At 72.4% G+C, this 23,624-nt stretch carries 27 protein-coding genes, 5 pseudogenes and 1 riboswitch; of the genes and pseudogenes, 14 read left to right on the plus strand and 18 right to left on the minus strand.

The features are described 5' to 3' along the window. The first annotated feature begins 75 nt into the window (after positions 1-75). The 8 genes and pseudogenes from U6N30_RS15235 to U6N30_RS15265 all read left to right on the plus strand — a co-directional run bounded on the left by U6N30_RS15235 (position 76) and on the right by U6N30_RS15265 (position 6,508). Positions 76-1,074 carry a cyclase family protein gene (locus tag U6N30_RS15235; RefSeq protein WP_324277937.1) on the plus strand — a complete coding sequence of 333 codons (999 nt, stop codon included), beginning with the start codon at positions 76-78 and terminating at the stop codon, positions 1,072-1,074. A gap of 103 nt (positions 1,075-1,177) precedes the next feature. After that, a pseudogene (locus U6N30_RS15240) lies at positions 1,178-2,205 on the plus strand (FAD-dependent monooxygenase). Positions 2,206-2,259: 54 nt separating this feature from the next. Further along, positions 2,260-2,460: a VOC family protein gene (locus tag U6N30_RS15245; protein ID WP_324277938.1), complete on the plus strand. Its 201-nt coding sequence runs from the start codon at positions 2,260-2,262 to the stop codon at positions 2,458-2,460. Then, positions 2,421-3,197, plus strand: coding sequence for a VOC family protein (locus tag U6N30_RS15250; protein WP_324277939.1), 777 nt, complete (start codon positions 2,421-2,423; stop codon positions 3,195-3,197). Before U6N30_RS15245 ends, U6N30_RS15250 begins: the two co-directional genes overlap by 40 nt. A gap of 240 nt (positions 3,198-3,437) precedes the next feature. Next, the gene (locus tag U6N30_RS15255) at positions 3,438-4,043 is read left to right on the plus strand and encodes a fumarylacetoacetate hydrolase family protein (RefSeq protein ID WP_324277940.1); all 606 of its coding nucleotides are present in this window, start codon (positions 3,438-3,440) and stop codon (positions 4,041-4,043) included. Positions 4,044-4,190: 147 nt separating this feature from the next. Further along, positions 4,191-4,478 (plus strand): annotated as a pseudogene (locus U6N30_RS33915) (SDR family NAD(P)-dependent oxidoreductase); the annotation flags it as partial. Positions 4,479-4,558: 80 nt separating this feature from the next. Beyond that, the gene (locus U6N30_RS15260) at positions 4,559-4,915 is read left to right on the plus strand and encodes an SDR family NAD(P)-dependent oxidoreductase (RefSeq protein ID WP_324277941.1); all 357 of its coding nucleotides are present in this window, start codon (positions 4,559-4,561) and stop codon (positions 4,913-4,915) included. Between the two features lie 21 nt (positions 4,916-4,936). Then, the gene (locus tag U6N30_RS15265; RefSeq protein WP_324277942.1) at positions 4,937-6,508 is read left to right on the plus strand and encodes a VOC family protein; all 1,572 of its coding nucleotides are present in this window, start codon (positions 4,937-4,939) and stop codon (positions 6,506-6,508) included. A gap of 99 nt (positions 6,509-6,607) precedes the next feature. Here U6N30_RS15265 and U6N30_RS15270 read toward each other — a convergent pair whose 3' ends face one another. After that, a complete protein-coding gene (locus U6N30_RS15270) occupies positions 6,608-7,765 on the minus strand; it encodes an HNH endonuclease (protein ID WP_422678073.1) in 1,158 nt (385 codons plus the stop codon). A gap of 453 nt (positions 7,766-8,218) precedes the next feature. Beyond that, positions 8,219-8,884 (minus strand): TetR/AcrR family transcriptional regulator, encoded by a 666-nt coding sequence (locus tag U6N30_RS15280; RefSeq protein WP_324277945.1) that lies wholly within the window; start codon positions 8,882-8,884, stop codon positions 8,219-8,221. 123 nt (positions 8,885-9,007) lie between these two features. Here U6N30_RS15280 and U6N30_RS15285 point away from each other — a divergent pair, with 123 nt between their 5' ends. From U6N30_RS15285 to U6N30_RS15295, 3 genes are all read left to right on the plus strand, one after another. Next, positions 9,008-9,277: an FAD-dependent oxidoreductase gene (locus U6N30_RS15285; RefSeq protein ID WP_324277946.1), complete on the plus strand. Its 270-nt coding sequence runs from the start codon at positions 9,008-9,010 to the stop codon at positions 9,275-9,277. 73 nt (positions 9,278-9,350) lie between these two features. Then, positions 9,351-10,211, plus strand: coding sequence for an FAD-dependent oxidoreductase (locus U6N30_RS15290; protein WP_324277947.1), 861 nt, complete (start codon positions 9,351-9,353; stop codon positions 10,209-10,211). A 4-nt stretch (positions 10,212-10,215) separates the two neighbouring features. Further along, the gene (locus U6N30_RS15295) at positions 10,216-10,512 is read left to right on the plus strand and encodes a putative quinol monooxygenase (protein ID WP_324277948.1); all 297 of its coding nucleotides are present in this window, start codon (positions 10,216-10,218) and stop codon (positions 10,510-10,512) included. On the opposite strand, the gene U6N30_RS15300 is transcribed toward U6N30_RS15295, so the two are convergent. The 8 genes and pseudogenes from U6N30_RS15300 to U6N30_RS15340 all read right to left on the minus strand — a co-directional run bounded on the left by U6N30_RS15300 (position 10,485) and on the right by U6N30_RS15340 (position 15,165). Continuing rightward, positions 10,485-11,273 (minus strand): MFS transporter, encoded by a 789-nt coding sequence (locus tag U6N30_RS15300; protein WP_422678074.1) that lies wholly within the window; start codon positions 11,271-11,273, stop codon positions 10,485-10,487. The two genes, U6N30_RS15295 and U6N30_RS15300, sit on opposite strands and share 28 nt — an antisense overlap. A gap of 122 nt (positions 11,274-11,395) precedes the next feature. Further along, positions 11,396-11,871, minus strand: a pseudogene (locus U6N30_RS33920) (MFS transporter); the annotation flags it as partial. 174 nt (positions 11,872-12,045) lie between these two features. Further along, the gene (locus U6N30_RS15315; RefSeq protein WP_324278691.1) at positions 12,046-12,258 is read right to left on the minus strand and encodes a hypothetical protein; all 213 of its coding nucleotides are present in this window, start codon (positions 12,256-12,258) and stop codon (positions 12,046-12,048) included. Then, positions 12,224-13,084: an alcohol dehydrogenase catalytic domain-containing protein gene (locus U6N30_RS15320; RefSeq protein WP_324277951.1), complete on the minus strand. Its 861-nt coding sequence runs from the start codon at positions 13,082-13,084 to the stop codon at positions 12,224-12,226. The genes U6N30_RS15315 and U6N30_RS15320 overlap by 35 nt, the downstream gene beginning before the upstream one ends. An 87-nt stretch (positions 13,085-13,171) precedes the next feature. Further along, positions 13,172-13,543 (minus strand): PTS mannitol transporter subunit IIA, encoded by a 372-nt coding sequence (locus U6N30_RS15325; protein ID WP_422678116.1) that lies wholly within the window; start codon positions 13,541-13,543, stop codon positions 13,172-13,174. A gap of 133 nt (positions 13,544-13,676) precedes the next feature. Continuing rightward, positions 13,677-14,444, minus strand: a complete 768-nt coding sequence (locus tag U6N30_RS15330) for a PTS sugar transporter subunit IIBC family protein (protein ID WP_324277952.1) — start codon at positions 14,442-14,444, stop codon at positions 13,677-13,679. After that, entirely contained in the window at positions 14,363-14,599 is a 237-nt protein-coding gene (locus tag U6N30_RS15335) for a hypothetical protein (protein ID WP_324277953.1), read from the minus strand. Before U6N30_RS15335 ends, U6N30_RS15330 begins: the two co-directional genes overlap by 82 nt. Next, the gene (locus tag U6N30_RS15340; RefSeq protein WP_324277954.1) at positions 14,560-15,165 is read right to left on the minus strand and encodes a PTS transporter subunit EIIC; all 606 of its coding nucleotides are present in this window, start codon (positions 15,163-15,165) and stop codon (positions 14,560-14,562) included. The genes U6N30_RS15335 and U6N30_RS15340 overlap by 40 nt, the downstream gene beginning before the upstream one ends. A gap of 304 nt (positions 15,166-15,469) precedes the next feature. Between U6N30_RS15340 and U6N30_RS15345 the strand changes: the two genes are divergently transcribed. Next, a complete protein-coding gene (locus U6N30_RS15345; RefSeq protein WP_324277955.1) occupies positions 15,470-16,237 on the plus strand; it encodes a DeoR/GlpR family DNA-binding transcription regulator in 768 nt (255 codons plus the stop codon). Here U6N30_RS15345 and U6N30_RS15350 read toward each other — a convergent pair. The 4 genes and pseudogenes from U6N30_RS15350 to U6N30_RS15365 form a co-directional block, all read right to left on the minus strand. Beyond that, positions 16,211-16,630 (minus strand): mismatch-specific DNA-glycosylase, encoded by a 420-nt coding sequence (locus U6N30_RS15350; protein ID WP_324278321.1) that lies wholly within the window; start codon positions 16,628-16,630, stop codon positions 16,211-16,213. The genes U6N30_RS15345 and U6N30_RS15350 overlap by 27 nt on opposite strands. A gap of 123 nt (positions 16,631-16,753) precedes the next feature. Continuing rightward, positions 16,754-17,551: pseudogene (locus U6N30_RS35440) on the minus strand (alpha-amylase family glycosyl hydrolase). Further along, positions 17,551-17,778, minus strand: coding sequence for a hypothetical protein (locus U6N30_RS35445; protein WP_479690608.1), 228 nt, complete (start codon positions 17,776-17,778; stop codon positions 17,551-17,553). The pseudogene U6N30_RS35440 and the gene U6N30_RS35445 overlap by 1 nt, the downstream one beginning before the upstream one ends. A 29-nt stretch (positions 17,779-17,807) precedes the next feature. Then, entirely contained in the window at positions 17,808-18,089 is a 282-nt protein-coding gene (locus tag U6N30_RS15365) for an alpha-amylase family protein (protein WP_324277957.1), read from the minus strand. Positions 18,090-18,308: 219 nt separating this feature from the next. Continuing rightward, positions 18,309-18,459: riboswitch (cyclic di-AMP (ydaO/yuaA leader) on the plus strand. An 886-nt stretch (positions 18,460-19,345) separates the two neighbouring features. Here U6N30_RS15365 and U6N30_RS15370 point away from each other — a divergent pair. Continuing rightward, a complete protein-coding gene (locus U6N30_RS15370; RefSeq protein WP_324278323.1) occupies positions 19,346-19,666 on the plus strand; it encodes a C40 family peptidase in 321 nt (106 codons plus the stop codon). A gap of 219 nt (positions 19,667-19,885) precedes the next feature. On the opposite strand, the pseudogene U6N30_RS15375 reads toward U6N30_RS15370, so the two are convergent. Together U6N30_RS15375 and U6N30_RS15380 are read right to left on the minus strand one after the other, a co-directional pair. Beyond that, positions 19,886-21,472: pseudogene (locus tag U6N30_RS15375) on the minus strand (DUF2207 domain-containing protein); the annotation flags it as partial. A 69-nt stretch (positions 21,473-21,541) separates the two neighbouring features. Next, positions 21,542-21,739: a hypothetical protein gene (locus tag U6N30_RS15380; protein ID WP_324277958.1), complete on the minus strand. Its 198-nt coding sequence runs from the start codon at positions 21,737-21,739 to the stop codon at positions 21,542-21,544. Between the two features lie 123 nt (positions 21,740-21,862). On the opposite strand from U6N30_RS15380, the gene U6N30_RS15385 reads away from it, so the two are divergent. Then, positions 21,863-22,249 (plus strand): YchJ family protein, encoded by a 387-nt coding sequence (locus U6N30_RS15385; protein WP_324277959.1) that lies wholly within the window; start codon positions 21,863-21,865, stop codon positions 22,247-22,249. 8 nt (positions 22,250-22,257) lie between these two features. Here U6N30_RS15385 and U6N30_RS15390 read toward each other — a convergent pair whose 3' ends face one another. Together U6N30_RS15390 and U6N30_RS15395 are read right to left on the minus strand one after the other, a co-directional pair. Beyond that, positions 22,258-22,572 carry a threonine/serine exporter family protein gene (locus tag U6N30_RS15390; RefSeq protein WP_324277960.1) on the minus strand — a complete coding sequence of 105 codons (315 nt, stop codon included), beginning with the start codon at positions 22,570-22,572 and terminating at the stop codon, positions 22,258-22,260. Then, complete coding sequence (locus U6N30_RS15395; RefSeq protein ID WP_324277961.1) at positions 22,515-23,576, minus strand: threonine/serine exporter family protein; 1,062 nt, start codon at positions 23,574-23,576, stop codon at positions 22,515-22,517. Before U6N30_RS15395 ends, U6N30_RS15390 begins: the two co-directional genes overlap by 58 nt. Positions 23,577-23,624: the final 48 nt, after the last annotated feature.

Below are 23,624 nucleotides of genomic sequence, written 5' to 3' on the forward strand. Positions count from 1 at the left end.
TATCGACCCGAGTTATGCCCGTCATCAGGCATTCGGTCTTCCCTCACCCCTGTGGGCTGGACCACTGTCGGGATCGTGCACCAGTCCCCCGACGACCTCGACCGCACCGACCCCGAGGGCGCCATCGCGGCCGCCGCGAAGCGCTGCTCGAACTGGGGCCGCTGGGGTGCCGACGACGTCCTCGGCACCATGAACTTCCTCGACGACGCGAAGCGGGTCGAGGGCGCGGCACTGGTCCGGCGCGGGGCGAGCTTCTCGCTGTCGCAGTCGTTCGACACCGACGGCCCGCAGAAGGGCTGGCGCCGCCGGACCAACCCCGTGCACACGATGACCGACACCGGTACCGACGCCGAGCGCGGCGTCCAGGGGTTCCCGCACGGCATCGGCGGCGCCGACGACGTCATCGCCATGCCCCTGCAGTGCTCCACGCAGTGGGACGGCCTCGGGCACATCTTCGACCACGGCTTCGCCTGGAACGGCCGCCGCGCGGGCGACGTCGTCACCAGCCTCGGCGACTCGGTCACCGGCATCGAGACCGTGGCCTCGCTGATCGCCGGCCGCGGCGTGCTGCTCGACGTCGGCCGGGCCGTCGGCACCGACGGCGAGCTGCCCGACGGCTTCGCCATCACTCATCAGCACCTCGAGGCGACGATCGCCGCCCAGGGCGAGTCCTCCCGGGTCGGGCGCGGCGATCTCGTCGTCGTCCGGACCGGGCGCCTCACCCGGGCCCGCCGCGACATCGCGGAGGGGCGCGGCTGGGGCGACTACGCCGGCGGCGACGCCCCGGGCCTGTCCTTCACCACTGCCGGCTGGCTGCACGGCACCGAGATCGCCGGCATCGCCACCGACACCTGGGGCTTCGAGGTCCGGCCCAACGAGTTCGACGTCGCCTTCCAGCCCCTGCACCAGGTCGCCATCCCGAACATCGGCTTGTTCATCGGCGAGATGTGGGACCTCGACGCGCTGGCCGCCGACTGCGCCGAGGACGGCCGCTACGACTTCTGGCTCACCGCCGCGCCCCTTCCCGTGACCGGCGCCGTGGGCTCCCCGGTCAACCCGATCGCCGTCAAGTAGGACGAAGGAGTCCCGCCATGCCCGCTGTGAACACCGTCCTCGTCGTGGGGGCGGCCTCGCCGGCGCCGCGACCGCGATCCACCTCGCGAAGGCCGGCGTCGCCGTGGACCTCGTGGAGATCAAGCCCGACGTCGCCGCGCTCGGCTCCGGCATCACGCTGCAGGGCAACGCCCTGCGCGAGTTCCGCTCCCTCGGGGTGTGGGACCAGGTGCAGGCCGCGGGTTACGCCTTCGACGTCACCGGCATCCGCGCCCCGGATCCGCACGGCACCGTCGTCGCCGAGATCCCCGACGCCAAGACCGGTGGGCCGGACCTGCCCGCCGCCATGGGCATGCCGCGGCGGGAGCTGGCCCGGATCCTGGTCGACCGGGCCACGGAGGTCGGCGTCAAGGTCCGCTTCGGGACGACGCACAACGAGCTCCAGCAGGACGCCGACGGCGTCGACGTGACGTTCTCCGACCACGTCGGCACATCGGCGAGCGAAGCTCGGCGCGTCCGGTACGACCTCGTCGTGGGGCGGACGGCATCCGCTCGTGGACGCGGCGGGCCGTCGGCGTGAACCTGGAGACGAAGTCCGTCGGCATGGGGATCTGGCGCGCCTTCGGGCCTCGTCCGGCGTCCGTGACCCGCACCGACCTCTACTACGGCGGACCGTCGTACATCGCCGGCTACTGCCCCACCGGTGAGGACTCGCTCTACGCCTACATCGTCGAGGACGCCCAGGACCGCAGCGCCCTCTCACCCGACGAGCAGCTGGCGGTGATGAAGGAGCTGTCGCAGGCCTACCACGGCCCATGGGACGAGATCCGCGAGACGCTCACCGACCCGTCGCGGGTGAACTACACGTGGTTCGAGACCCACCTCCTCGACGAGCCGTGGAACCGCGGCCGGGTCGTGCTCATCGGCGACGCCGCGCACACCTGCCCGCCCACGATCGCCCAGGGCGGCGCCATGGCCCTGGAGGACGCCGTCGTCCTCGCCGAGCTGCTGGTCGAGCGGGACGCCCTCGACCAAGACCTGTGGGACGCCTTCATGGCGCGCCGGTACCAGCGCGCGAAGACCGTCGTCGACGCGTCCAACCAGCTCGCCCAGTGGCAGCTCGACCACGTCCAGGGGACATCCCTTCGATGATGCGCTCGATCGCCATGCTCACCAGCCAGCCCGCCTGAAGCCGGAGACAGAACCATGACCCAGCGCCTGATCACCCACCTGCGGCACGTCGACCTCGCCGTGCCGGACTTCGCCACGCAGCTCGACTTCTACTCCGGCATCTGGGGCCTGGCCCCGAGCACACCGACACGGGGCTGGCGTTCCTGGCCGCAGAGGGGTCCCCGGAGCAGTACATCGTGCGGCTGCGCGAGGCCACCGACAAGCGGATCGACCTGATCTCGTTCGGCGCCGCGAACCGCGCCGACGTCGACACCCTGGCCGGTCAGCTGGCGGCCGACGGCGTCCAGCTGGTGCACGAGCCGACCGACCTGCACACCCCCGGTGGCGGCTACGGCTTCCGGTTCTTCGACAACGAGGGCCGCACCATCGAGGTCAGCTCGGACGTCGAGGTGCGCCAGCACCGCACGATCGAGGAGGGCGAGTCGATCCCCGTCCGCCTCTCCCACGTCGTGATCAACTCGACCGACCCCGAGGGCACCGTCGCGTTCTACGACAAGTACCTGAGCTTCTCCCTGTCGGACACGCTCATGCACCCGCGGATGGGCAACATGATGTGGTTCCTGCGCACCAACGCCTGGCACCACAGCATGGCCATCGCCCGCGGCCCGCACGCCTCGCTGCACCACGCCTCCTTCGAGATGCGCGGCCTCGACGAGTACATGCGCGGCACCGGCCGCCTGCTGCGCGCGGGCGTCGAGAAGGTCTGGGGCCCGGGCCGGCACCTGGCGGGCAACAACACCTTCAGCTACTTCCTCGACCCGCACGGCAACACCGTCGAGTACACGACCGAGCTGGAGACCCTGGACGAGGACACCTGGCACCCGCACCTGTACGACATCAGCGACCCCGAGGTCAGCGACCAGTGGGGCACGGCGAACGCGATGAACGAGTTCGTCGCGCAGAAGTCCTTCAACGACCCGGACAAGGGTCTCTTCGTCGCTCCTCCCGTCTGATGCGGTTCGCCACCTGGGAGGCGGGCGGCCGCGTGCAGGCCGGTGTGGCATCAGCCGCAGGCCTGCACGCACTCCCCGACGACCGCACCGTCCTCGACCTCGTGCGCGCCGGGGGGCGCTCGAGGCCGGAACCGCCGCGCTCGAGGGCCCGCCGTCCCGCTGGATTCGGTCCGGCTGCTGCCGCCGCTGCAGGCCCCGACCGTCCGCGACTTCGTCGCCTTCGAGGAGCACGTCGAAGGCATGGTGGCGCCGAGTGGCGAGCCGGTCGCGCCGGAGTGGTACCAGGCGCCGACGTTCTACTTCACCAACCCGTACGCGCTCGTCGGCGCATTCGACGACGTCCCGGTGCCCCCGGGGTCGCAGCGGTTCGACTTCGAGCTCGAGGTCGCCGTCGTCGTCGGCAGGGACGGGGCCTCCCTGACCCCCGAGCAGGCCCGGGACCACGTCTTCGGCTACACCATCCTCAACGACTGGTCGGCACGTGACCTCCAGTTCCGCGAGATGGCGGTCAAGCTCGGCCCGGCCAAGGGCAAGGACTCCGCTTCCACCCTCGGCCCGTGGCTGGTGACCGCCGACGAGCTCGAGCCCTACCGGGACGAGGAGGGCTTCCTGACCTTGGACATGCGCGTCTCGGTCAACGACGTCGAGGTCGGCCAGGACCTGCTGTCGAACATGGGCTGGCCGTTCGAGGAGCTGATCTCCTACGCCTCCCGCGGCACCGAGGTGCGCGCCGGCGACGTCCTCGGCTCCGGCACCTGCGGCAACGGCGGCTGCCTCGCCGAGCTGTGGGGACGCCGTGGCGATCAGGCTCCTCCCCGCTGCGGCCCGGGGACGTCGTCGAGATGACCGTCGAGGGCATCGGCACCATCCGCAACCGCATCGTTCCCGGCCTCGACCTGCCGCCCGTGGCACCCGCTCGCCCACGACCGCGGACGCGCAAGCGCTCGTGAGCGTGGAGGGAAGGTCATCGGGCGGGTGGCGGGCAAGGTCGTCGTGGTCACCGGGGCCGGCCAGGGGCAGGGGGCGGCCGAGGCGAGGCTGCTCGCCGCCGAGGACGCCACGGTGTTCGGCTGCGACCTCGATCCCGAGCCGGCCGAGGAGCTGGCCGGCGTCGAGTACCGGCAGCTGGACGTCACCGACGCCACCGGCTGGGGACTGCTCTCGCAGGACCTGCGCGCCCGCTTCGGCGTCGTCCACGGACTGGTCGCCAACGCTGGGATCACCTGGCGCGCCCGGTTGGACGAGCTGGGCGCCGCCGACCTGGCACGGGTGAGCGAGGTCAACGTCGCCGGTGAAAGGACCCTCCTGCCCCCACCGCTCGCACGCTCGCGTCGGGCCCCTGCAGGAGGGCCGGCGGGTCGGTGGCGGCGCTCACCGGGCACTTCCCAGTCGCCTACACCGCGAGCAAGTGGGCGCTCCGCGGCCTGGCGAAGGCGGCGTGCCTGGAACTGGGGCCGCGCGGAATCCGGGTCAACACCGTGCACCCGGGTTACATCGAGACCCCGATGACCGCCTCGGCCGCGCCCGCCTTCCGGGACGCCAACGTGGCGGAGACCCCGCTCGGCCGAACCGGCACCGTCGACGAGGTGGCGCCGCTGGTGCTGTTCCTCGTCAGCGACGAGGCCTCCTTCATCTCCGGCGCGGAGATCCCCGTCGACGGCGGCATGACCGCCCACGGCGGCGTGAAGTCGATCAGCGACGCCCTCCGCGCCTCCTAGGAACCACCGAGAGGAACCACCGTGTTCGAGTACTTCCCCACCGGCCCCTACACCTGGAACCTCGGCGTCGTCGCGACGCTGAACTCCGGCGGGCTCATCGACGAGGTCGACCGCGCCTGCCGGCCGATCAAGGACGCCGCGAACGCCGGCGAGGACGCCAGGACGCCCGAGTTCCTGCGCGCCTGGACCGCGCTGACCGACCAGCTCGTCGGCCAGGCCGAGGACGCGGAGAAGGCAGGGCACACCCGCACCGCCGGGCAGCTGTACTTCCGCGCCAGCAACTACCTGGCCCAGGCCGAGCGGATGCTGGCCCACTCCGACCCGAACCGGGTGCCCACCTACCGGCGGATGCTGGAGATCGCGCAGAAGGCCTTCGACACGCACAGCCCCCGGGTCTCGCGCGTCGAGATCCCCTACGAAGGCACGACGCTGCCGGCGTACTTCAGCGCCGCGCCGGCCACGGACGACGGCCCCGCGCCGGTGATCGTCCTGGTCAACGGTCTGGACTCCACCAAGGAGCACATGTACGCCTCCAACCACTGGGAGGAGCTGGCCGCCCGCGGCATCTCCTGCCTGATGCTCGACCAGCCCGGCACCGGTGAGGCGCTCCGCCTGCAGGGCATCACAGCCCGGATCGACACCGAAGTCTGGGCCGGTGCTGCCGTGGACTGGCTGGAGACCCGCGCCGACGTCGACGCCTCCCGCATCGGCATCGTCGGCTGGTCGCTCGGCGGCTACTACGCCCGCGCGCGGCCGCCTTCGAGAAGCGGTTCGCGCTCTGCGTGGCCTGGGGGCCAACCACAACTGGGGCGCGGTGCAGCGTCGTCGCAAGGAGCGCGAGGGCGAGCGCCCGGTCCCCCACTACTGGTCGCACGTCCTCTGGGTGTGGGGCCAGGACGGCGACGAGAACAACCTCGACGCGTTCCTCGACTTCGCCGACGACATCCACCTCGACGGCGTCGTCGAGAAGATCACCGTGCCGTTCCTCATCGCCCACGGCGCGAACGACCGGCAGATCCCGCTGGAGTACGCGCACCGCTCCTACGACCAGGCGGTCAACTCACCGAAGCGGGAGCTCCGCGTGTTCACCCCCGAGGAGGGCGCGACCGAGCACATCGGTCTCGACCACCTCCCTCACGTGAGCACCTTCGTCGCCGATTGGGTGGCCGACACCTTCGCCGAGCTGAGCCGGAAGGGCTGACCGCCGTGCCCATGCTCTTCGTGACGCTGCCGGTGCGCGATGTGCTGACGTCGAGGGCCTTCTACGAGGCCCTCGGCTTCGGCATCAACGAACACTCCTCGGACGGGCACACCGCCGCGGTGGTCGTCGACGACAACATCGTGGTGACGCTGCTGACGCGCGAGTCGTTTCCCGTCGACGTCGGCGATCAGGCAGCCGGTCCGACAGTGGTCCACTGTCTGATCGTCGAAGACCGGCCGGAGGTCGACGACATGGTCGCGAAGGCGCTCGCTGCGGGCGGGACTCGGCTTCCGGCCACGGACGACGACTCGACCTACACCGGCAGCTTCGCCGATCCGGACGGTCACGTGTGGCAGGTCAGGTGGATGGACCAGCTGCACGTCGTGAACTGATCGTCTCGGCCCATTGCTCGCGGGCCGCGACCGTTCGTCGACTCGACCGCATGTCGGCACGTCGACATGCGGTCGAGTCGACGCGTCATGTCGCGGTGGTCAGAACGGTGCAGGGTCGTCGGCCGGCTGGTCCTGCGGTGGTTCGGGTTCAGGTGGCCGCAGGCCGGGTGGTCGGGTGGTGCGGGTGATCCCGGACGGGCTGGTGACGTACAGGGTGCCGTCGGGGTCCATGCGGAAGGTCCAGCCGCGGGCGAAGGTCTTCAGCCGGTGGTGGGATCGGCAGGCGCAGCACAGGTTCGAGCAGGTCGTGGCGCCGCCCCGGGCGTGCGCGACTACGTGGTCGAGGTCGGCCCAGCCGACGCGCTGCCCGCAGTTGGGGAACCGGCAACGACGGTCACGGGTCTTCACGAACCGCCGCTGCGCCGAGGTGGGCTCGTAGGAACCGGTCGGCGGTGGCATCCCGGTTACCGCGCAACTGCACTCCGCGTCGGCTGGATGGTCCGCGTCGGCGGGGTGGTCGGTGTCGGCGGGGTGGTCGGTGTCGGCTGGGTGGTCGGGGCAGCCTCTCGCGGCCAGCCGGGCCAGCTCCGCTGCGCTGAGGGTCGCGAGCAGACGGCCGTTGGGGTCGGTGAGCGCGAACGTCAGCGTCCCGCCCTCGGGGGTCTGCAGGCCCAGGGCGCCCACCCGGCGCAGCAGGTCGCGCAGCTGGGCGGCGCTGAGACCGAGCCCGTTGACCTCCCCGCCGCGGGTCGAGGTGCCCGCCAACCCCTCCAGGGCGGCGGACACGGCCAGGTTCACCGTCACCCCGGGCAGGCCGGAGTCGGCTGGGCGCAGGATGAGCATGGCGTGGATCGCCGCCCGGATGGCCCCGATCGGCCGCGGGTCGCCGTCGGCCTTGGCCATCGCGGCCAGTTGGTCGATCACGTCGTAGCAGGCCGCGGCCTCGGCCACGGGCAGGTCGGTGGACAGGGTGGCCATGCCGTCACCGGCATCGGCGCAGCGCACGTCGGCGGCCCGCTGCGCCTCCTCGTGCCGCTGCCTGACCGCGTCGGCGTCCAGTTCGGCCAGCAGCTCCAGCGCTCGCGCCCGCAGCCGGGCCACCGACAGGTCACCGGCCCCCGGCAGCAGCACCCCTCCACCGCGCCGGCCACCCCCGGCGGGCTGTGCTGCAGCGCATCGGCCAGCGCCGAGGCCCGCCGCTCGTCGATCTCCCCTCGGGCCAGCGCGGCGAACGTCGCCGGCAACCTGTCCCGCCACGTGAACGCCCGCCGCGCCCGCACCGCCGCCGTCCCCCGGCCCAGATTGATCGCGTGCGCGACCTCGTCGGGGAAGAACTCGCTCACCCCGGCGAACTCCGGATCGGTCCTGCGCCAGCCGCGCCGCGCCCCCGGCGTTCCCGGCGCCGGATCCTCCCCATCGGGCCGCAGCTCCGCCAGCCGCAGGATCAGCTCCGCCTCCCGCGCGGCTTCCCGCGCCCGGTTGCGCTGGATGCGACCGAGTTCCTCGGCGACCCGCTCGTCATCCAGCAGACGGGCAGGCAGAGCCGACACCGGCTCCGGCTGGACCGCCAGCCAGCCCGCCAACAACTCCTCCACCGGAGAGGCGTCCACCGTCTGCTGCACGGATCGAACATACGTGCGACCACTGACAGTTCTGGTCGATCGATGGGCGGATCCGGGAAGTACGGGCTGCGTCCCCGACCCCCGGGCATCAGCCGGCGAAGTCGCCGAGCAGGTAGCGGACGGCCATCTCCCCGAGATCGGCGACGAACGCGTCGTCGTCGACCGGCTGCGACGTCGCGAAGGCGGGGCCGTACGCCACGCGGATGATGGACGCCGAGAAGACGGTGCCGAAGCAGGAGCGGATCGCCAGTTCGGCGTCCGGGTGGGTGACGCTCTCGGCCACCCGCAGCACCACCTGCCCGAACCGCTCCCCGAGTTCCTTGCTGTACCGGGAGCCACGCTCGCGCACCTCGGGATGCGCGGCCGAGATCAGGACGACGGAGCGCAGGAAGCGCTCGTGCCGCAGAGAGATGGCGACCATCTCGCCGACCGCCGCGCGCACCAGGTCCGCGGGCACCAGGTCCACCCAGCGACCGTCGTCCGCGAACACGTCCTGCTCGGCCCGCAAGCGCCCGATGCCGTGCTCGTAGACGGCGAGGAACAGCGCGTCCTTGCTGGTGGTGCGGGCGTAGATGGCCGGGGGCGCCACGTGCGCCCGCTGGCACACCGCCGCGATGGTGAAGGCGTCGTAGCCGCCGTCCTCGAGGATCGTGACGCCCGCGTCGAGGACCCGCTCCCAGGCTTCGCGGCTACGTCGCTGCTTGGGCGGGCGGACCTGCAGGCCGGGCGGCACCGCGGCGTCGACATCGCTCACCAACTGATCCTCTCCTGTCGCGGCCCGCGATCAAGGCTGCTTGACAGCAACGTGACGGGTACTACAGTTCTCGGCTAACAGTAGTGCTTACTACGGTTTCCGATCACTCCGTCGAGGTGCTTCATGACTTCTGCCCCCGCCGTCAAGCCTGGCCGTGTCGCCGTCCTGGGTGCCGGTCCCGCCGGCATGGCCGCCGCCCTCGGCGCGCTCAGGGCCGGCCACGACGTCGTCGTCTACGAGCGCTACCGCGAGGCCCGCCCGGCCGGGAACATCCTCAACCTCTGGCCACCACCGCTGAAGGCACTGCGCGCGCTGGGCGTGGACACCGACGACCTCGGCTCCCCACCCACTCGGAGTTCCGCAACATGCGCGGCAAGGTCCGTGTGGACGTGAAGCTCGACGAGGACGTGAAGGCGGCCTTCGGCGGGGGTTCATCGGGCTGCTCCGTCCGGAGCTCTACGAGCGCATGCTCGCCGCGATCCCTGCCGGGACGATCCGGTTCGGTCAGCAGGTCGACCGGATCGAGCAGGACGACCGCGCGGTGACCCTGCACTTCGCCGACGGCACGACCGCCGAGCACGACGTCCTGGTGGGCGCGGACGGCATCGACTCGCTGGTCCGCCGGACCCTGTGGGGCGATGCGCCCAAGCGCGAGCACCGGCTGCACATCTTCGGCGGGTTCACCTTCGAAGACGTCGCCGGCACCGTGCCGAACAAGTGCGTCCTCACGCACAGCCGGACCGTCCAGGGAAGCTGGACGTCGATCCGCAACAAGGGGCGCGACGGCCACCAGTGGTGGGTACTCACCTCGACCGACCCGGACGCCCCGGCACCGGCCGACCTCAAGGCGGCGGCGACCGGGCTGGCCGCCGGATTCCCGGCCCCGCTGCCGGGGCTCATCGCGGCGACCGAGCCGCAGAACGTTCAGCGCTGGGTGCTGCGCGACCGGCCGGCGCTGAAGCAGTGGTCGAAGGGTCGCGCAACCCTGGTCGGCGACGCCGCCCACCCCACGTCGCCGTACGCCGCGTACGGGGCCGGCATGTCGATCGAGGACGGCTACTTCCTCGGGGTGGCCCTGCGCGGGGTCGACCTGGCCGACCCCGCCGCCGTCCAGCGCGCGCTGCAGAGCTACGAGGACCCGCGCAAGCCGCACACCGCGAAACAGGTCCAGATGGCCTGGATGCTCGGCAAGGTCTTCCACCACGCCCCGGCGCCGCTGCGGCCGATCCGCGACTTCGTCTTCGACCACACGCCGTTCCTGCAGAAGATGGCGGGCGACTCCAACCCGCGCGAGATCAACAAGCAGCTCGCGCTGATCGAGGGCTGAGCCCGTGCTGATCGTCCTCGGCAGCGCCACGGCTGCGCCCGGGCGTCGCGACGAGCTGCTCGACGCCGCCCGAGGCGTTGCCGCCGCCACCCGCACCGACCGAGGTTGCCTGGCGTACTCCTTCGCGGCCGACGTGGAGGCCGAGGACCGCATCCTCAGCATTGAAGTGTGGGCGGACAGGGCCGCGCTGGACGAGCACATGACCCACGACCACACGCAGGAGTTCCTCCGGGTGGCGCCCGGGCTGGTGGACGGTGAGCCGGTGATGTCCTTCTACGAGGTGGCGACGGACCCCGGCTGACCGACCGTCGCACGCCGGTGGATCCGCCGGTCGAGGACCACGTCGACGACCGCGACCACCAGCGCGGCGACGACGAAACCGGTGGCGACGAGCATCCCGTGGTCGAAGGCGCTGGCGAAGTCGCCCTCCGTCGCGGCCACCCGGGCGAAGAAGACCGAGCCCACCGCGGCGATGCCCACCGCCGCCCCGATCCGCTGGCCCACCTGCAGCAGGCCGCCGGCGGTGCCGGCGCGCGCGACCGGCACCTGCGAGAGCGTCAGCGCCTGGTTCGGCGAGATGACCAGCCCGGCTCCGACCCCGCCGATCAGCAGGGGCGCCAGCGTCGCCCAGCCCGTGCCACGCTCGGGGACCAGCCACACCGCGACCACGACGCCGACGAAGCCGATGACCACCATCGACAACCCGCCGGCGACGAGGGTGCGCCCGAAGCGGTCCACGATGCGACCGCCGAACGCAGCTCCGACGGCCGAACCGACGGCGAACGGCGTGATCGCGATGCCGGCCTCCAGCGCGCTGTAGCCCAGGCCGGTCTGCAGGAAGAGGGTGAAGACGAAGAACAGCGGGGTGAAGCCGGCGAAGAACAACGTGATCATCGCCGAGCCGAACGAGAACGAGCGCAGCCGGAAGAGCACGAGATCGACCAGCGGCTCCTTGCCGCGCCGGGCGTAGCGGATCTCCCAGGCCACGAACGCCGCGAGCAGCAGCGCGGCGACGGGGACCAGCAGCCACTTCGCCGACCCCTGCCACTGCCGTTCCTGCACCAGCGGCAGCAGGAGGGCGACGATCCCGGCCCCCAGCAGGACGACGCCCAGCGGGTCGTAGTCGTGCCGCTCCCCGAGGGATCCGGCTTCGGCAGCAGCCGCCAGGCCAGCGGGATCGCGGCCAGCCCGATCGGCAGGTTGATGAAGAACACCCAGCGCCAGCCCTCGTCCGGGCCGAACAGCGCGATGAGCGCACCGCCGAGCAACGGCCCGACCGCCGTCGACACCCCGATGATCGTGCCGAAGAGACCGAAGGCGATCCCCGTTCCCGGCCGCTGAACAGCTGCTGGATCAGCGCGCTGATCTGCGGGGTGAGCAGACCACCGGCCAGGCCCTGCACGAGCCGGGCGATGACCAGGGCCAGGCTGGTGGGCGCCAGCCCGCAGGCCAGCGAGGCGAGCGAGAACAGCGCCAGCGCGATCACGAACATGGTTCGGCGGCCGCGGACGTCACCGACCCGGCCCGCCGGGACGAGCAGGAGGCCGAAGGTGAGCGCGTAGCCCGAGACCACCCACTGGAGCTCGCTCTCCGACGCCTGCAGCCCGTCGCGGATCGACGGCAGTGCGACGTTCACGATCGAGACGTCGAGCAGCACCATGAAGCCGCCGACGAGGCAGACGGACAGTGCCTTCCACCGCCGTGGGTCCGGGCGGTCGTCGACTGCCTCGCGGGCGTGCACGTGCGACCGATGCTGCGTTGCTGACACCGAGACCCTTCCCCGACCACGTTCCGGGTCGGGGCTACCCGGAGTTGCGCATGGCAACCGATCGGCTCAGGGTTCGACGGTGACCTTGATGGCCTCGCCCTTGGCGACGATGTCGAAGGCCTCCAGCGCCCGCTCGAGGGGCAGGCGTGCGGTGATCAGGTCCTTGACGGGCACCCGGCCGGTCGAGATGTACTCCAGCGCGCGCTTGTTGTGCTCGGGGCGGACCCGTTGGCCCCCATGATCATCAGCTCCCGGTAGTGGACCAGGTTGGAGTCGCACTGGATGTAGGGGTTGGTCTTGGGCAGCCCCCGAAGAACGAGATCCGCCCCCGCCGCGCCGCCATCCGGATCGCCTGCTCCTGGGCGACGTTCGCCGCCGTCGCGGTGATGACGACGTCGGCGCCCCGCCCGTCGGTCAGCTCCAGGACCCGCTCCACGACGTCGACCTCGGCGCCGTTGATGACCTCGTCCGGCCGGACCGCGTCGGCGGACATCTTCAGCCGCTCGGCGTTCACGTCGATGAGGAAGACCCTGCTCGCACCGTTGGCACGGGCCAGGCGGATGTGGATGCAGCCGATCGGCCCGGCCCCGAAGACGACGACGGTGTCCCCGTCGGCCACGGAGATCAGCTCCTGGGCGTTGATCGCGCAGGCGAAGGGCTCGGCGACGGAGGCCTCGTCGAAGCCGATGTTGTCCGGGATCCGGTTGAGCCCGTCGACCTTGAGCACCTGCCGGGGCACGATCAGGTACTCGGCGAACCCGCCCTCGTACTGGTAGCCGACGGACGTCTGGTTCTGGCAGACGGCCATCCACCCGCGGCGGCACTCGTAGCACTCGCCGCACGGAACGGCGGCGATCACCTGGGCGCGGTCGCCCACGGACCAGCCGCTGACGTCCGCCCCGACCTCGACGACCTCGCCGGCGACCTCGTGGCCCATGATCCGCGGTGGGGTGATGTTCTGGTGCCCGTTGTTGACGATCTTCACGTCGGTGCCGCAGGTCGAGCAGTTGCGCACCCGGAGCTTCACCTCGTCGGGGCCGCACTCCGGCTCGGGGACCTCCTCGATCCGGACGTCCTTCGGCGCGTAGAAGCGCAGCACCTTCATGGGCTCACCTTTCTGTCATCCCGGCCGCGAGCAGCGCGGGCCTGTCGATGGTCCGTGCGATGTGCAGGTGTCGACCGACGCCTGCACTCAGTCGTCGTTGACGGCTTGGAGCAGGTCGTACAGCTCGTCGGCCGAGGAGGCGGCGAGCAGCTTGTCGACCTCGTCGGAGTCGGAGAAGACGATGGCGATCTTCCCGAGGATCTCCAGGTGCCCGTTGTCGACGCCGGCGATCCCGACGGCGAAGCGCACCTCGTTGCCGTCCCAGTCGATGGGCGCGTCGTACCGCACGACGGAGATCGCCGACCGGCCGATGGCGTCCTTGGCCTCGTTCGTACCGTGCGGGATGGCGAGGAAGTTGCCCATGTAGGTGGAGACCGACTTCTCGCGCTCGAACATGGCGTCCACGTAGGCCGGTGTCACCGCCCCGGCGTCGACCAGGACCTGCCCCGCCTCCCGGATGGCGTCGTCCTTGCTCCTGGCCTCCCCGGGACCTTGACCTGGGTCTGGGTGAGTACGTCGCTCATGGGTCTCCTCGGGAGCTGAAGGCGGCCGGCCGGCACGCTGAAGGGCGGTGCCGGCCGGCCGGGTCGGGTCAGCGCGTGGACGACGCGCCCTGGGTGTTGGTCGTCCTCAGCTGCTCGACGATCTCGTCGTACTGCGGACTGTTCATGAAGTTGTCCACCGACACGTGCTGCGCCGACGGCGACATGCTCTGCGCCCGGGGTGTCAGGTCCTGGTGCGTCACGACCAGGTCGACGTCGTCGGTCAGGTTGGCGATCGCCACGTTCTGCACGTCGACATCCCCGAAGCCCGCCTTCTTGATCTTGTTGCGGAGTACCGAGGCGCCCATCGCGCTGGAACCCATGCCGGCGTCGCAGGCGAAGGCGATGCGGTGGATCGGGGTGCGGGCCGCGGCGTCGCGGGGCGCGACACCCGATGCCTCCACCTCGTCCCCGGCCGCTGCCTCGGTCGTCGTGAGCGATCCGGCGACGGAGCTCTTGCGACCCTTCAGGGCCTCCATCTCAGCCGTCGCCTCCGCGAGGTCGCCGTCCTTGTCGCGACTCACCTTCAGCAGGAGCGCGCAGACGACGAACGAGGTCGCGGCGGCCAGCACCACGGAAAGGATCACGCCCACGAAGCTGTCGCCCGGGGTCTGCGCCAGCACCGCGATGATCGAGCCCGGCGCGGCCGGCGCCCGCAGACCGGCGTCGAAGACGACGAGGGTGCCGATGCCCACCATGCCGCCGGCGATGGCGCCGAGGAGCAGGACCGGCTTCATCAGCACGAACGGGAAGTAGATCTCGTGGATGCCGCCGAAGAAGTGGATGATCGCCGCGCCCGGCGCCGTGGCCCGGGCCACCCCTTGCCGAACAGCATGTAGGCGAGCAGCACACCGAGTCCGGGGCCGGGGTTCGCCTCGAGCAGGAACAGGATCGACTTGCCGGTCTCCGCGGCCTGCTCGACGCCGAGCGGGGTCAGCACGCCGTGGTTGATGGCGTTGTTGAGGAACAGCACCTTGGCCGGCTCGATGATGATGCTGGCGAGGGCAGCACCCCGTTGTCGACGAGCCAGTCCACCCCGTTGCCCAGGCCCCGCGAGATCGCCTCGATCACCGGTCCGAAGGCGAAGAAGCCGGCGACGGCGAGCGCGGCGGCGACGATGCCGGCAGAGAAGTTGTTCACCAGCATCTCGAAGCCGGGCTTGATCTTGCCGTCCCAGAGCTTGTCGATCTGCTTCATCACCCACGCCGCGAGTGGGGCCATGATGAGCGCGCCCAGGAACATCGGCTGGTCGGTGCTGACGATGACACCCATGGTCGCCACGACGGCGACCACGGCGCCGCGCACGCCGTAGACCATCCGCCCGCCCTGCGCCGCGATGAGCAGCGGGAGCATGAACCGGATCATCGGACCGACGAGGCCGATGTTCGGCTCACCCGCGTCGTTCTCGCCGAAGCCGCCGATACCGCCCACGGGGAACGGGCCGTCCGCGATGAACAGCGCCGTGATGATGCCCCAGGCGATGAAGGCCGCGATGTTCGGCATGATCATCCCGGACAGGAACGTGCCGACCTTCTGCACCGCGACCCTGGCGCCCGAGCGCCCCGCAGGTGCTGTCGTTGATGCGCTCACTGGCTTTCCTCCCGATGGGACGGATGGACACCCGGGTTGCGCACGGCTCTCCGGCCGAGGTCGACCCGGAGCCACGAGAGGTCCACACCGAGCTGGTACGCACTCCGTTGTGGGGATCGTGTGGCGCAGGTCATCGCAACGTGACCAGCGTCACCTATCGAGGTAGCTTTGTCAACGGAATCCCACGCGAAGCCACAGAAGCACGACAGCGGCCCACAGAACCGGGCATCGAACCGCACCAGAGGGAGGCTCCGTGTATCCGGAGGAACGACAGCAGGCGATCGCGCAGCTGGTGGGTCAGCGCGGCCGTTTGAGCGTGACGACGACCGCGGAGCAGTTCGGTGTGACGACCGAGACGGTCCGGCGCGACCTCGCGGTCCTGGAGCGCGCCGGCATGCTCCGTCGCGTCCACGGCGGCGCCGTGCCGGTGAACGCGGTGGCGCTCGTCGAGCTCGGGCTGGGCGAGCGGACGGGCCGGCTCGCCGAGCAGAAGGCGCGGATCGCGGCTGCGGCGCTGGACTTCCTGCCGGGCCTGAACGGCAGCATCATCCTGGACGGCGGGACGACCACCGCCGCCCTCGCCGAGCTGCTGCCGACCGACCGGAAGCTGCTGACCGTGACGAACGCCGTCCCGATCGCGGCTCGGCTCGCGACCGCGCCGGGCATCACGGTGCACATGCTGGGCGGCCGGGTGCGCGGTGTGACCCAGTGCGCTGTCGGTGAGGCCGGCGTCCGCACGCTGGGCAATCTCCGGGTGGACGTGGCGTTCATGGGCACCAACGGCATCACCAGCAGCTACGGCTTCACCACGCCGGACGAGGACGAGGCGCTGGTGAAACGGGCGATGGTGAGCGCAGGGCAGCGCGTGGTCGTCCTCGCCGACTCCAGCAAGCTCGAGCGGGAGACCCTCGTCCGCTTCGCCGCACCGGAGGATGTCGACGTCCTCATCACCGACGACGACGCGGACCGCGAGACCCTGGATGCGCTGGAGAAGTCAGGGGTCGAGATCGTCCTCGTCTGAGGGCTCGACGTCGGATCGGGGCCGCAGCCGGCCGTAGAGGCGGGCCAGGTCGGCCACCTGGAAGTGGGCGTTCAGGCCGCTCGGGTTCGGCACCACCCAGGTGGTGGCACCGCCGATCCGCTCCGGCTGGAGGCCCATGACGGCCTTCGGACGATCGAAGCCGGCCCGCCAGGCGGTGATCCCCAGGACGGCCAGCGCCCGGGGCCGGTACTCCGTGACCAGCTCCGCCAGGGTAGCTGCGCCCTCGATCAGCTCGTCGGTGGTCAGCTCGGCCGCCGCCCGCGTGGGTCGGGCGACGACGTTGGTGATGCCGAGCCCGTGCGCGGGCAGCGCGCGGTCCTCGTCCGGCGTGAAGAGCCGGGGGTGAAGCCGGCCAGGTGGATCGCCGGCCAGAACCGGTTTCCGGGCCGGGCGAAGTGGTGCCCGCGCTCGGCCGACAGCAGCGAGGGTTGATCCCGCAGAACAGCACGTCGAGGTCCGGCGCGATGACGTCGGGCAGCGGCTTGTCCTGCGCCATCAGCCCGCCAGGACCGCCCAGCCGGAGGCGGGCAGCCGCGCCCGGTCCCCGGCCACGGAGGCCTCCCCGACCAGCACCTCGCCGGCGCCCGGGGCGGGCACCTCGACCGGCGCCTCCCGCACCGACAGCGCGACGACGAGGCGCCCGCCGTCGCCCACCGCCTCGTAGACCAGCTCCTCGTTGGTCAGGTGCAGCGTCGTCGTCCGTGCAGTGTGCAGCCACCGGTGCCGGCGGCGCAGTCCGACCAGCTCCTGGTGCAGGGCGTAGGTGGGCAGGCCCAACGGCGAGAGCTCCGCCGGCGAGACGGGGAACCGCGGGCGGACGGCGTCGTCCCCGCCCGCCCGGTCCTCCTTGATACCGCGGAAGGCGTGCTCGTCGCCGGCGTAGACGGCGGGCGTCCCGCCCGTGGTGAGCAGCACGACGAGAGCATGCGCGAGGTGCCGCTCGTCGGTGAGCCGGCTGGCGATGCGGGTGACGTCGTGGTTGCCGAGGAACGTCTAGGGCACGAACGCGTCGAGGAAGCCGCCGTGCCGGGTGAGCGCCGCATCGAGCTCGAAGAAGTTGGCGTCGTTCAGCGAGCTCCAGACGGCCTTCCACAGCTCGTACTGGGTGACGGCGTCCAGGTGCGACCCGGCCACGAAGCCGGTGTAGTCGCCGTGGATGACCTCGCCCATCAGGTAGGCGTCGGGATGACGCTCGCGCACGCGGTCGGCGACGCCCGCCCAGAACGACGTCGGGACGGCGTAGGCGGCGTCCAGCCGCCAGCCGTCGACCCCGCGATCGAGCCAGTGGCACATCACCTCGACGACGTGGTCCGCGACCGCCGGCTCGTCGTGATCGAGCGCGACGAGCGCCGAGTGCCCCTCGAAGTCGTCGTACGCAGGTTCCGTCCCGGGGCCCAGTCGCCTTGCGGCCAGCGCAGCCGGAACCATGACGCGGTGGGCGCGGACGGGCCCTGCTCGAGCACGGCGCGGAAGGCGGGGTGCCCGCGCCCCACGTGGTTGAAGACCCCGTCGAGCAGCACCCTGAGGCCGCGCTCCCGGCACGCGGCGATCAGCGCGTCGAGGTCGCCGCCGTCCCCAGCCGGGGATCGACCCGGAGATGGTCGATGGTGTCGTACCCGTGCGTCTCGGAGGCGAAGACGGGGCCCAGGGCGAGACCGGACGCGCCGAGCTCGACGGCGTGGTCCAGCCAGCCGGCGAGGTGGTCGAGCCGGTGGACGACCGGTCGATCGGGTGCCGCCGACCGCTCGGCGCCGACGAAGCCCAGCGGATAGACGTGCCACCAGATGACGTCCTGCACCCAGCCCGGCTCACGGGCGCCCGTCGTCGACATGCCGCCGATGCTGCCCCACGCAGATCCGGCTCGTCCCCGGCGGTCCCCCGGCGCGCCCGTGACCTTTCGTGACCGGCACGCGCGGGCACGGCGAAGATCGGGACGGATTCGTCCGATCCGCTGGTCGAACCATCCGGACCGACCTAGCGTGGGCCCGGTCCGAACGGTTCCCCCGTCGCCTCCCGGCGACCGCCGTCCAGGCGCCGCCGAACCATCGCCGGTGCCTCCGCGCCGGCACCCGGACCGGGGAACCAACGCACGTCCGGGGTGAAGCTCCCGACGGTCTGCTGCGACTGGAATGGACCGCCGGGGCCGGGCGCCTTCCGCCCGAACCCGTCAGCTAACCCGGTAGGCGGCCGTGGAAGAAGGGACCACCCGCCGAACATGGCGAGTCCGCTCGACCCTGCCCGTCCCCGCTCGTCCGCCCGCAGCCGCCGCACCGTGGTCGCGCTCCTCGCCGCCGGTGGCGTCGTCCTGACGTCGCTGCCCGCGTCGGCGGATCCGGACCCCACCACGTCGCAGGAGGCAGCAGCGCTCGTCGCCGAGCGGGCGCACGACCTCGAGGTCCTCACCGAGGAGTTCAACGAGACGCGCGAGCGGCTGAAGGCCAGCCAGGAGGCCTCCGACCTCGCCGGCGCGGAGCTCGCCGCCGCCGAGGAGGCACTCGCCGCGTCCCGCGAGCGGATCAGGACCGTGGCACGCAGCGCCTACACCGGCGATCGCCTCGGCACGCTCCAGGCGTTGGTCACCAGCGGCTCCCCACCGAGCTGCTCGGCCGGGTCGCCCTCCTCCAGTCGATCGCCGACCACAACAACGGCGTGCTCGGCGTCGCCGAGGCGGCCGACGAGGCGGCCGAGCGGGCGAAGGCCGAGGCCGTGCAGGCCGCGGCCCGGGCGCAGGAGCAGGTCGACCGGGTGTCGGTGCAGCGGGAGCGGCTCGACACGCAGATCGCGGTGTACCAGGCCCAGTACGAGCGGCTGACCGCCGAGGAACAGCGGGCGGCCCGCGCCGAGGCCGAGCGGCACGCGGCCGAGCAGGCGGCCGCCGCGCAGGCTGCCTCCGAGCAGGCGGCGGCGGAGCAGCCCGCCGCGCCCCGCGCCGGCACCGCCCGACCCGAGGCACCGGCTCCTGCTCCGGCCCCCGCTCCGGCCCCCGCCCCAGCCCCCGCCCCGGCCCCGGCGCCCGCGCCGGCCGCAGCTCCGGCCCCCGTCGCGGGCGGCGGTAGCGGCGCTGCGCGCACCGCCGTCGACACGGCCATGGCCCAGGTGGGCGACCCCTACGTGTGGGCCGCCGCGGGTCCGGACGCGTTCGACTGCTCCGGCCTGGTCCAGTACGCCTACGCGGCGGCGGGGATCGACCTGCCGCACTCCAGCCGGATGCAGTCGACCATGGGCACCCCGGTGTCCCGGTCGGCCCTCCAGCCGGGCGACCTGCTGTTCTTCTACAGTCCCGTCAGCCACGTCGGCATCTACATCGGCAACGGGCAGATGGTGCACGCCTCGACCGCCGGCGTGCCGGTCAGGACGGCGGCCATCGACTCCATGGGCAGCTACACCGGCGCGCGGCGGATCGCCTGACCGCCTCCCGGGCGGGTCACCAGCTGCCGCCGCCACCGCCCCGGCTCCGCCGCCGACGTAGGTGGAGCCCCCGCTGCTCGCAGACGCGGGCGGCACGAGCGCCGGGTTGCTCGAGGACGAGAACACCAGCAGTGCCGGCCACACCGTCGCGTTCCGGGAGGCCGGCACGTACCAGTCGGGGGCGGGCCCACCGACCGATGCGACCCGCTCGGTCCACTCCTCGGCGACGCCCAGGGCCACAGCGTGCGGCAGGTAGCGGATGCGCGGGTCGGCGCGGGCGGCCGAGGCGACGTCGTCCACCCGGCCCTGCTCGGCGAGCCAGCGCGGATCGGCGGCGGCCAGGTGGTCGCGGAAGGCCACCACCTGCTCGCGCACCGCCCTTCCGGAGGCGGTGCGCTGCGGCATCCGCCCGGCGAGGGCGAGGACGACGATCCCGGCCAGGACGACGCCGACGCCGGCCAGCGCCCATGTGGAGGTGAGCGCCAGGATCACGGTGAGCAGCACCCCCGCCACCAGCACCGCTCCGCCGACGCCGTACCAGCGGCGGCGGATGGCGGCCGGGTCCTCGTGGAACCAGCCCAGCTGCACGACGTCGGCGTACATCGCGGCGCAGCCGTCGGACTCGATCGCGCCGAACCGGTCCTGCAGGTCCGAGAGCACGACCTCGTCCCCGTCGGCGAAGAAGGCGTCGAGCACCCGCTGCTCGTAGGGCCGCAGCCCGGACGGAGCCGCCCCGCGCACCAGTCGCCAGTCCTGCGCGGTCCCGCCGTCGGCGTCCGCGACCTCCTCGATGCGCAGGAAGCCACGGACGGCGAGGTCGAGCAGGGTCGCCGTCACCTCGTGCCGCTGGGCGTAGCCGTCCAGCAGGGTGCCCAGCTGCGCCGGACGCCCGTCGTGCGGCGGGGTGAACTGCGGCGGCACCGGCCCGGCGTACCTGGCCGGCCGACCGCGGCGGAGGCGCAGGAGAACGGGGGCGACGAGGGCGAGCAGACCGGCGAGCGCCAGCCCGAGCGTCGCGGGCGTGGCGCGGAAGGCCTGGGCCGGGCTGAAGGTCTCCTCGTAGATCGGCCGGGCACCCGGGAACGTCCCGGACGGGAAGGACGCGCTGACCGTCACGCCCTCCCCGGGGCCCAGATCTCCGGCGCCGTAGCGCACGGACCCGTCGGGCGACTCCTCGGTCCGGCAGGATCCCTGCTCGCCCTCCGCCCCGGCCGCGCAGTCGGCATCGAGCGCACTCGCGGGGCCGGACAGGTGCACCTCGACGTCGTCGATCGGCACCTCCCAGCCGGTGCCGACGGCGTTCCACGTCACGACGTCGGTGTCGTTCCCCGGGTCGACGACGGCGGCCACCCGGTAGGTGAGCACGTAGGTGTGCCGTCCGCTGATCTCCTCGTCGGGATCGCCCACCCGGATGGTCAGGGCGCCGTCCTCGCCGGTCACCTCGGTCTCGGCCGGTGCGCCGGTCGGGCTCTCCACGGCGATGTCGCTGACCGGGTAGCGCCGGTCGCGGGTCTGCTCGTACGGGGCGCGGTCCGGCAGGACGCGGACGATCCCGTGCCGCTCCTCGCCGGCGAAGTCGTAGTCGATCGTCTCCTCGACGACGAGCGAGCCGTCGCGCCCGGCGACGATGTCGACCTCGTACGAGCGGATGGCCTCGGTCGGCCCGTCGCCGGTGCACCCGGCGAGCACCAGCCCGGAGAACGCGACCACGACCGGTCCCGACGCCCTGGAGGGCGCGGTGCGCTCCGGCATCCCTGTCCCCGCCCGGTCCGGGGCCGGCACATCCGGCCCACCGCCGCCGATCATGGCACCCACCTCCGGCCGGTCCGGGCACTTCCCCTGACCCGCCGTGCAGGGAGGTCCGTGCCGACGCCGTCAGACCCAGGGCGGGCGGTCGAGACCCCTCCGGCGGGCCGCGTCCAGGCGCGCCAGGGTGCGGGCGCCGTCCACCACGTCGGTCATCCACCCCCGGACCACCACGAGCACCGATCCGGACGCCGACCGGTCGGGCCGGTGCGCCGCCAGGGCGCGGAGGACCAGCACGCACAGCAGCAGGACGATCAGGGTGCCCACATCCCCACCTCCTCCGTTCGGCCGTCGGATCCGACTCCTCCACCCTGCGCCGGGACCGGACGTCGGGCCAGTGGCAGGAATGCCTGCTCGCGAAGGATTTCTGCCATCCCGGAGACTGGGCTCGTGCCCTCCCGACGCTGCCCCTGCGGCAGTGGCCTCCCGCTCGCCGAGTGCTGCGGCCGCTTCCACGACGGATCGGGCACCCCGGCGACAGCCGAGCAGCTCATGCGCTCCCGGTACAGCGCCTTCGCGCTCGGTCTGCCCGACTACCTGCTCGCCACCTGGCACTCCAGCACACGGCCGGAGCGCCTGGAGCTCGACGTCGGGCTGCGCTGGACCGGCCTGGACGTGCTGGCCACGACCGGCGGCACCCTGCTGAGCTCCGAGGGCACCGTCGAGTTCCGCGCGCACCACGTGGTGGACGGACGGACGGGCGCTCAGCACGAGCACAGCCGCTTCGCCCGCGAGCACGGCCGGTGGCGCTATCTGGACGGCGTGTCGCTGGCCTGACGCTGCTGCTACCGGCCCCGGCGGGTGCGCAGCGGCCCGGCCAGGCGCGGGCCGACCAGGCGTCGCTCGGAGCGCCGCAGCTCCCGCTGCGCCGGCTGGGCGAGGAACTGGCCCAGGATGACGCCCGCGGCGAGCGCGAGGCCGATCGTCGTCGCCTCGCTGAGCAGCAGCAGCCCGGCGCCGGTGTTCCCGTCCGCCAGGAAGAGCATGCCGCGGTAGATGGTGAGGCCGGGGAGCAGCGGGATGATCCCGGCCGCGATGTAGATCAGCGTCGGCGCCTTCTGGTGGTGGGCGAACACGTAGGCGCCCGCGCCGAGCAGCACCGCCGCCCCTCCGGCGGACAGCGCCGGGTCGAACCCGGCCTCGCCGAGTGCTCGGAACGCCCCCAGGCCAGGAGCCCGGCCAGCCCGGCGATCGGCAGGGCGCGTCGGGGTGCGTAGCTCGCCCCGGCCGCCGCAGCCGCGGCCACCGTGGCGGCGAGTGCCTGGACGGGCACATCACCCAACTGGCCGGCCGGCTGTGTCGTCACGGTCAGCGCGACCCCGAACCGGTCGGCGACCGACAGGACCGCGGCGACCCCGCTGATGATGCCGGCCGTCAGCACGAAGACCTCGAACGCCCGGGCGCTCGCGGTCAGCAGGAACCCGCTGATCGCGTCCTGCACCGAGCCGACCAACGTGACGCCGGGCAGCAGCAGCACGATCCCACTGGCGACGATGAGGGACGGCCGGACATCGAGGTCCGCGACCATGACGGCCACGGCGACCGTGGTGGCGATCGCCGCGCCCACCGCGTTCGCGTAGAAGTCCGGCAGCCGACGTGCCGAGAGCGCCCCGGTCGCACGATCGACGACCACGGTGGTGGCGAAGGCGATGCCGGTCACGAGCACGCCGGCTCCGAGCAGGCCCGCCACAGCCGCCGCCAGCAGAGCCCGGAAGGCCGTCACCACCCACCGTGGGTACGGGTGCCGGCGGTGCGCCACCTCGTCCAGCCGGGCCATCGCCGTGGCCGGCGTGATCCGCTGCTCCACCAGGTCGTCGACGAGGTTGTGGATCTCGGTGACCCGCGTGTAGTCCGGTGTCCGCTGCTGCACCAGACGCACGCTGGTCACCGGCGCGACGTCGGGCGCCCGCACGTAGGAGAGCGTGATCGAGGTGAACGTCACCTCCGACACCACGCTCCGCAGACCGCACGCCTGCGCGAGGGCGATGGTCGTCGCCGTCACGTCGACGGCGCCCGCGCCTCCCGACAGCAGGATCTCGCCGGTCCGCAGGGCGAAGTCGAGGATGCGGTACGCCTCCCGCTCGTCCGGCTCCGCGAGGTGCACCGGCTCGGAATCCCTGGACCGCTCCGGACGTCCCGGCCGGCGGCGACC

The organism is Blastococcus brunescens (assembly GCF_035320885.1).
Taxonomy (GTDB): Bacteria; Actinomycetota; Actinomycetes; order Mycobacteriales; family Geodermatophilaceae; genus Blastococcus_B; species Blastococcus_B brunescens.

Excerpts from the sequence above, each read along its gene's own strand:
- U6N30_RS15245 (WP_324277938.1), top strand. The coding sequence starts at position 2,260 with ATGACCCAGCGCCTGATCACCCACCTGCGGCACGTCGACCTCGCCGTG.
- U6N30_RS15255 (WP_324277940.1), top strand. The coding sequence starts at position 3,438 with ATGGTGGCGCCGAGTGGCGAGCCGGTCGCGCCGGAGTGGTACCAGGCG.
- U6N30_RS15285 (WP_324277946.1), top strand. The coding sequence starts at position 9,008 with ATGACTTCTGCCCCCGCCGTCAAGCCTGGCCGTGTCGCCGTCCTGGGT.
- U6N30_RS15290 (WP_324277947.1), top strand. The coding sequence starts at position 9,351 with ATGCTCGCCGCGATCCCTGCCGGGACGATCCGGTTCGGTCAGCAGGTC.
- U6N30_RS15320 (WP_324277951.1), bottom strand. The coding sequence starts at position 13,084 with ATGAAGGTGCTGCGCTTCTACGCGCCGAAGGACGTCCGGATCGAGGAG.
- U6N30_RS15365 (WP_324277957.1), bottom strand. The coding sequence starts at position 18,089 with ATGTCGACGACGGGCGCCCGTGAGCCGGGCTGGGTGCAGGACGTCATC.
- U6N30_RS15370 (WP_324278323.1), top strand. The coding sequence starts at position 19,346 with ATGGCCCAGGTGGGCGACCCCTACGTGTGGGCCGCCGCGGGTCCGGAC.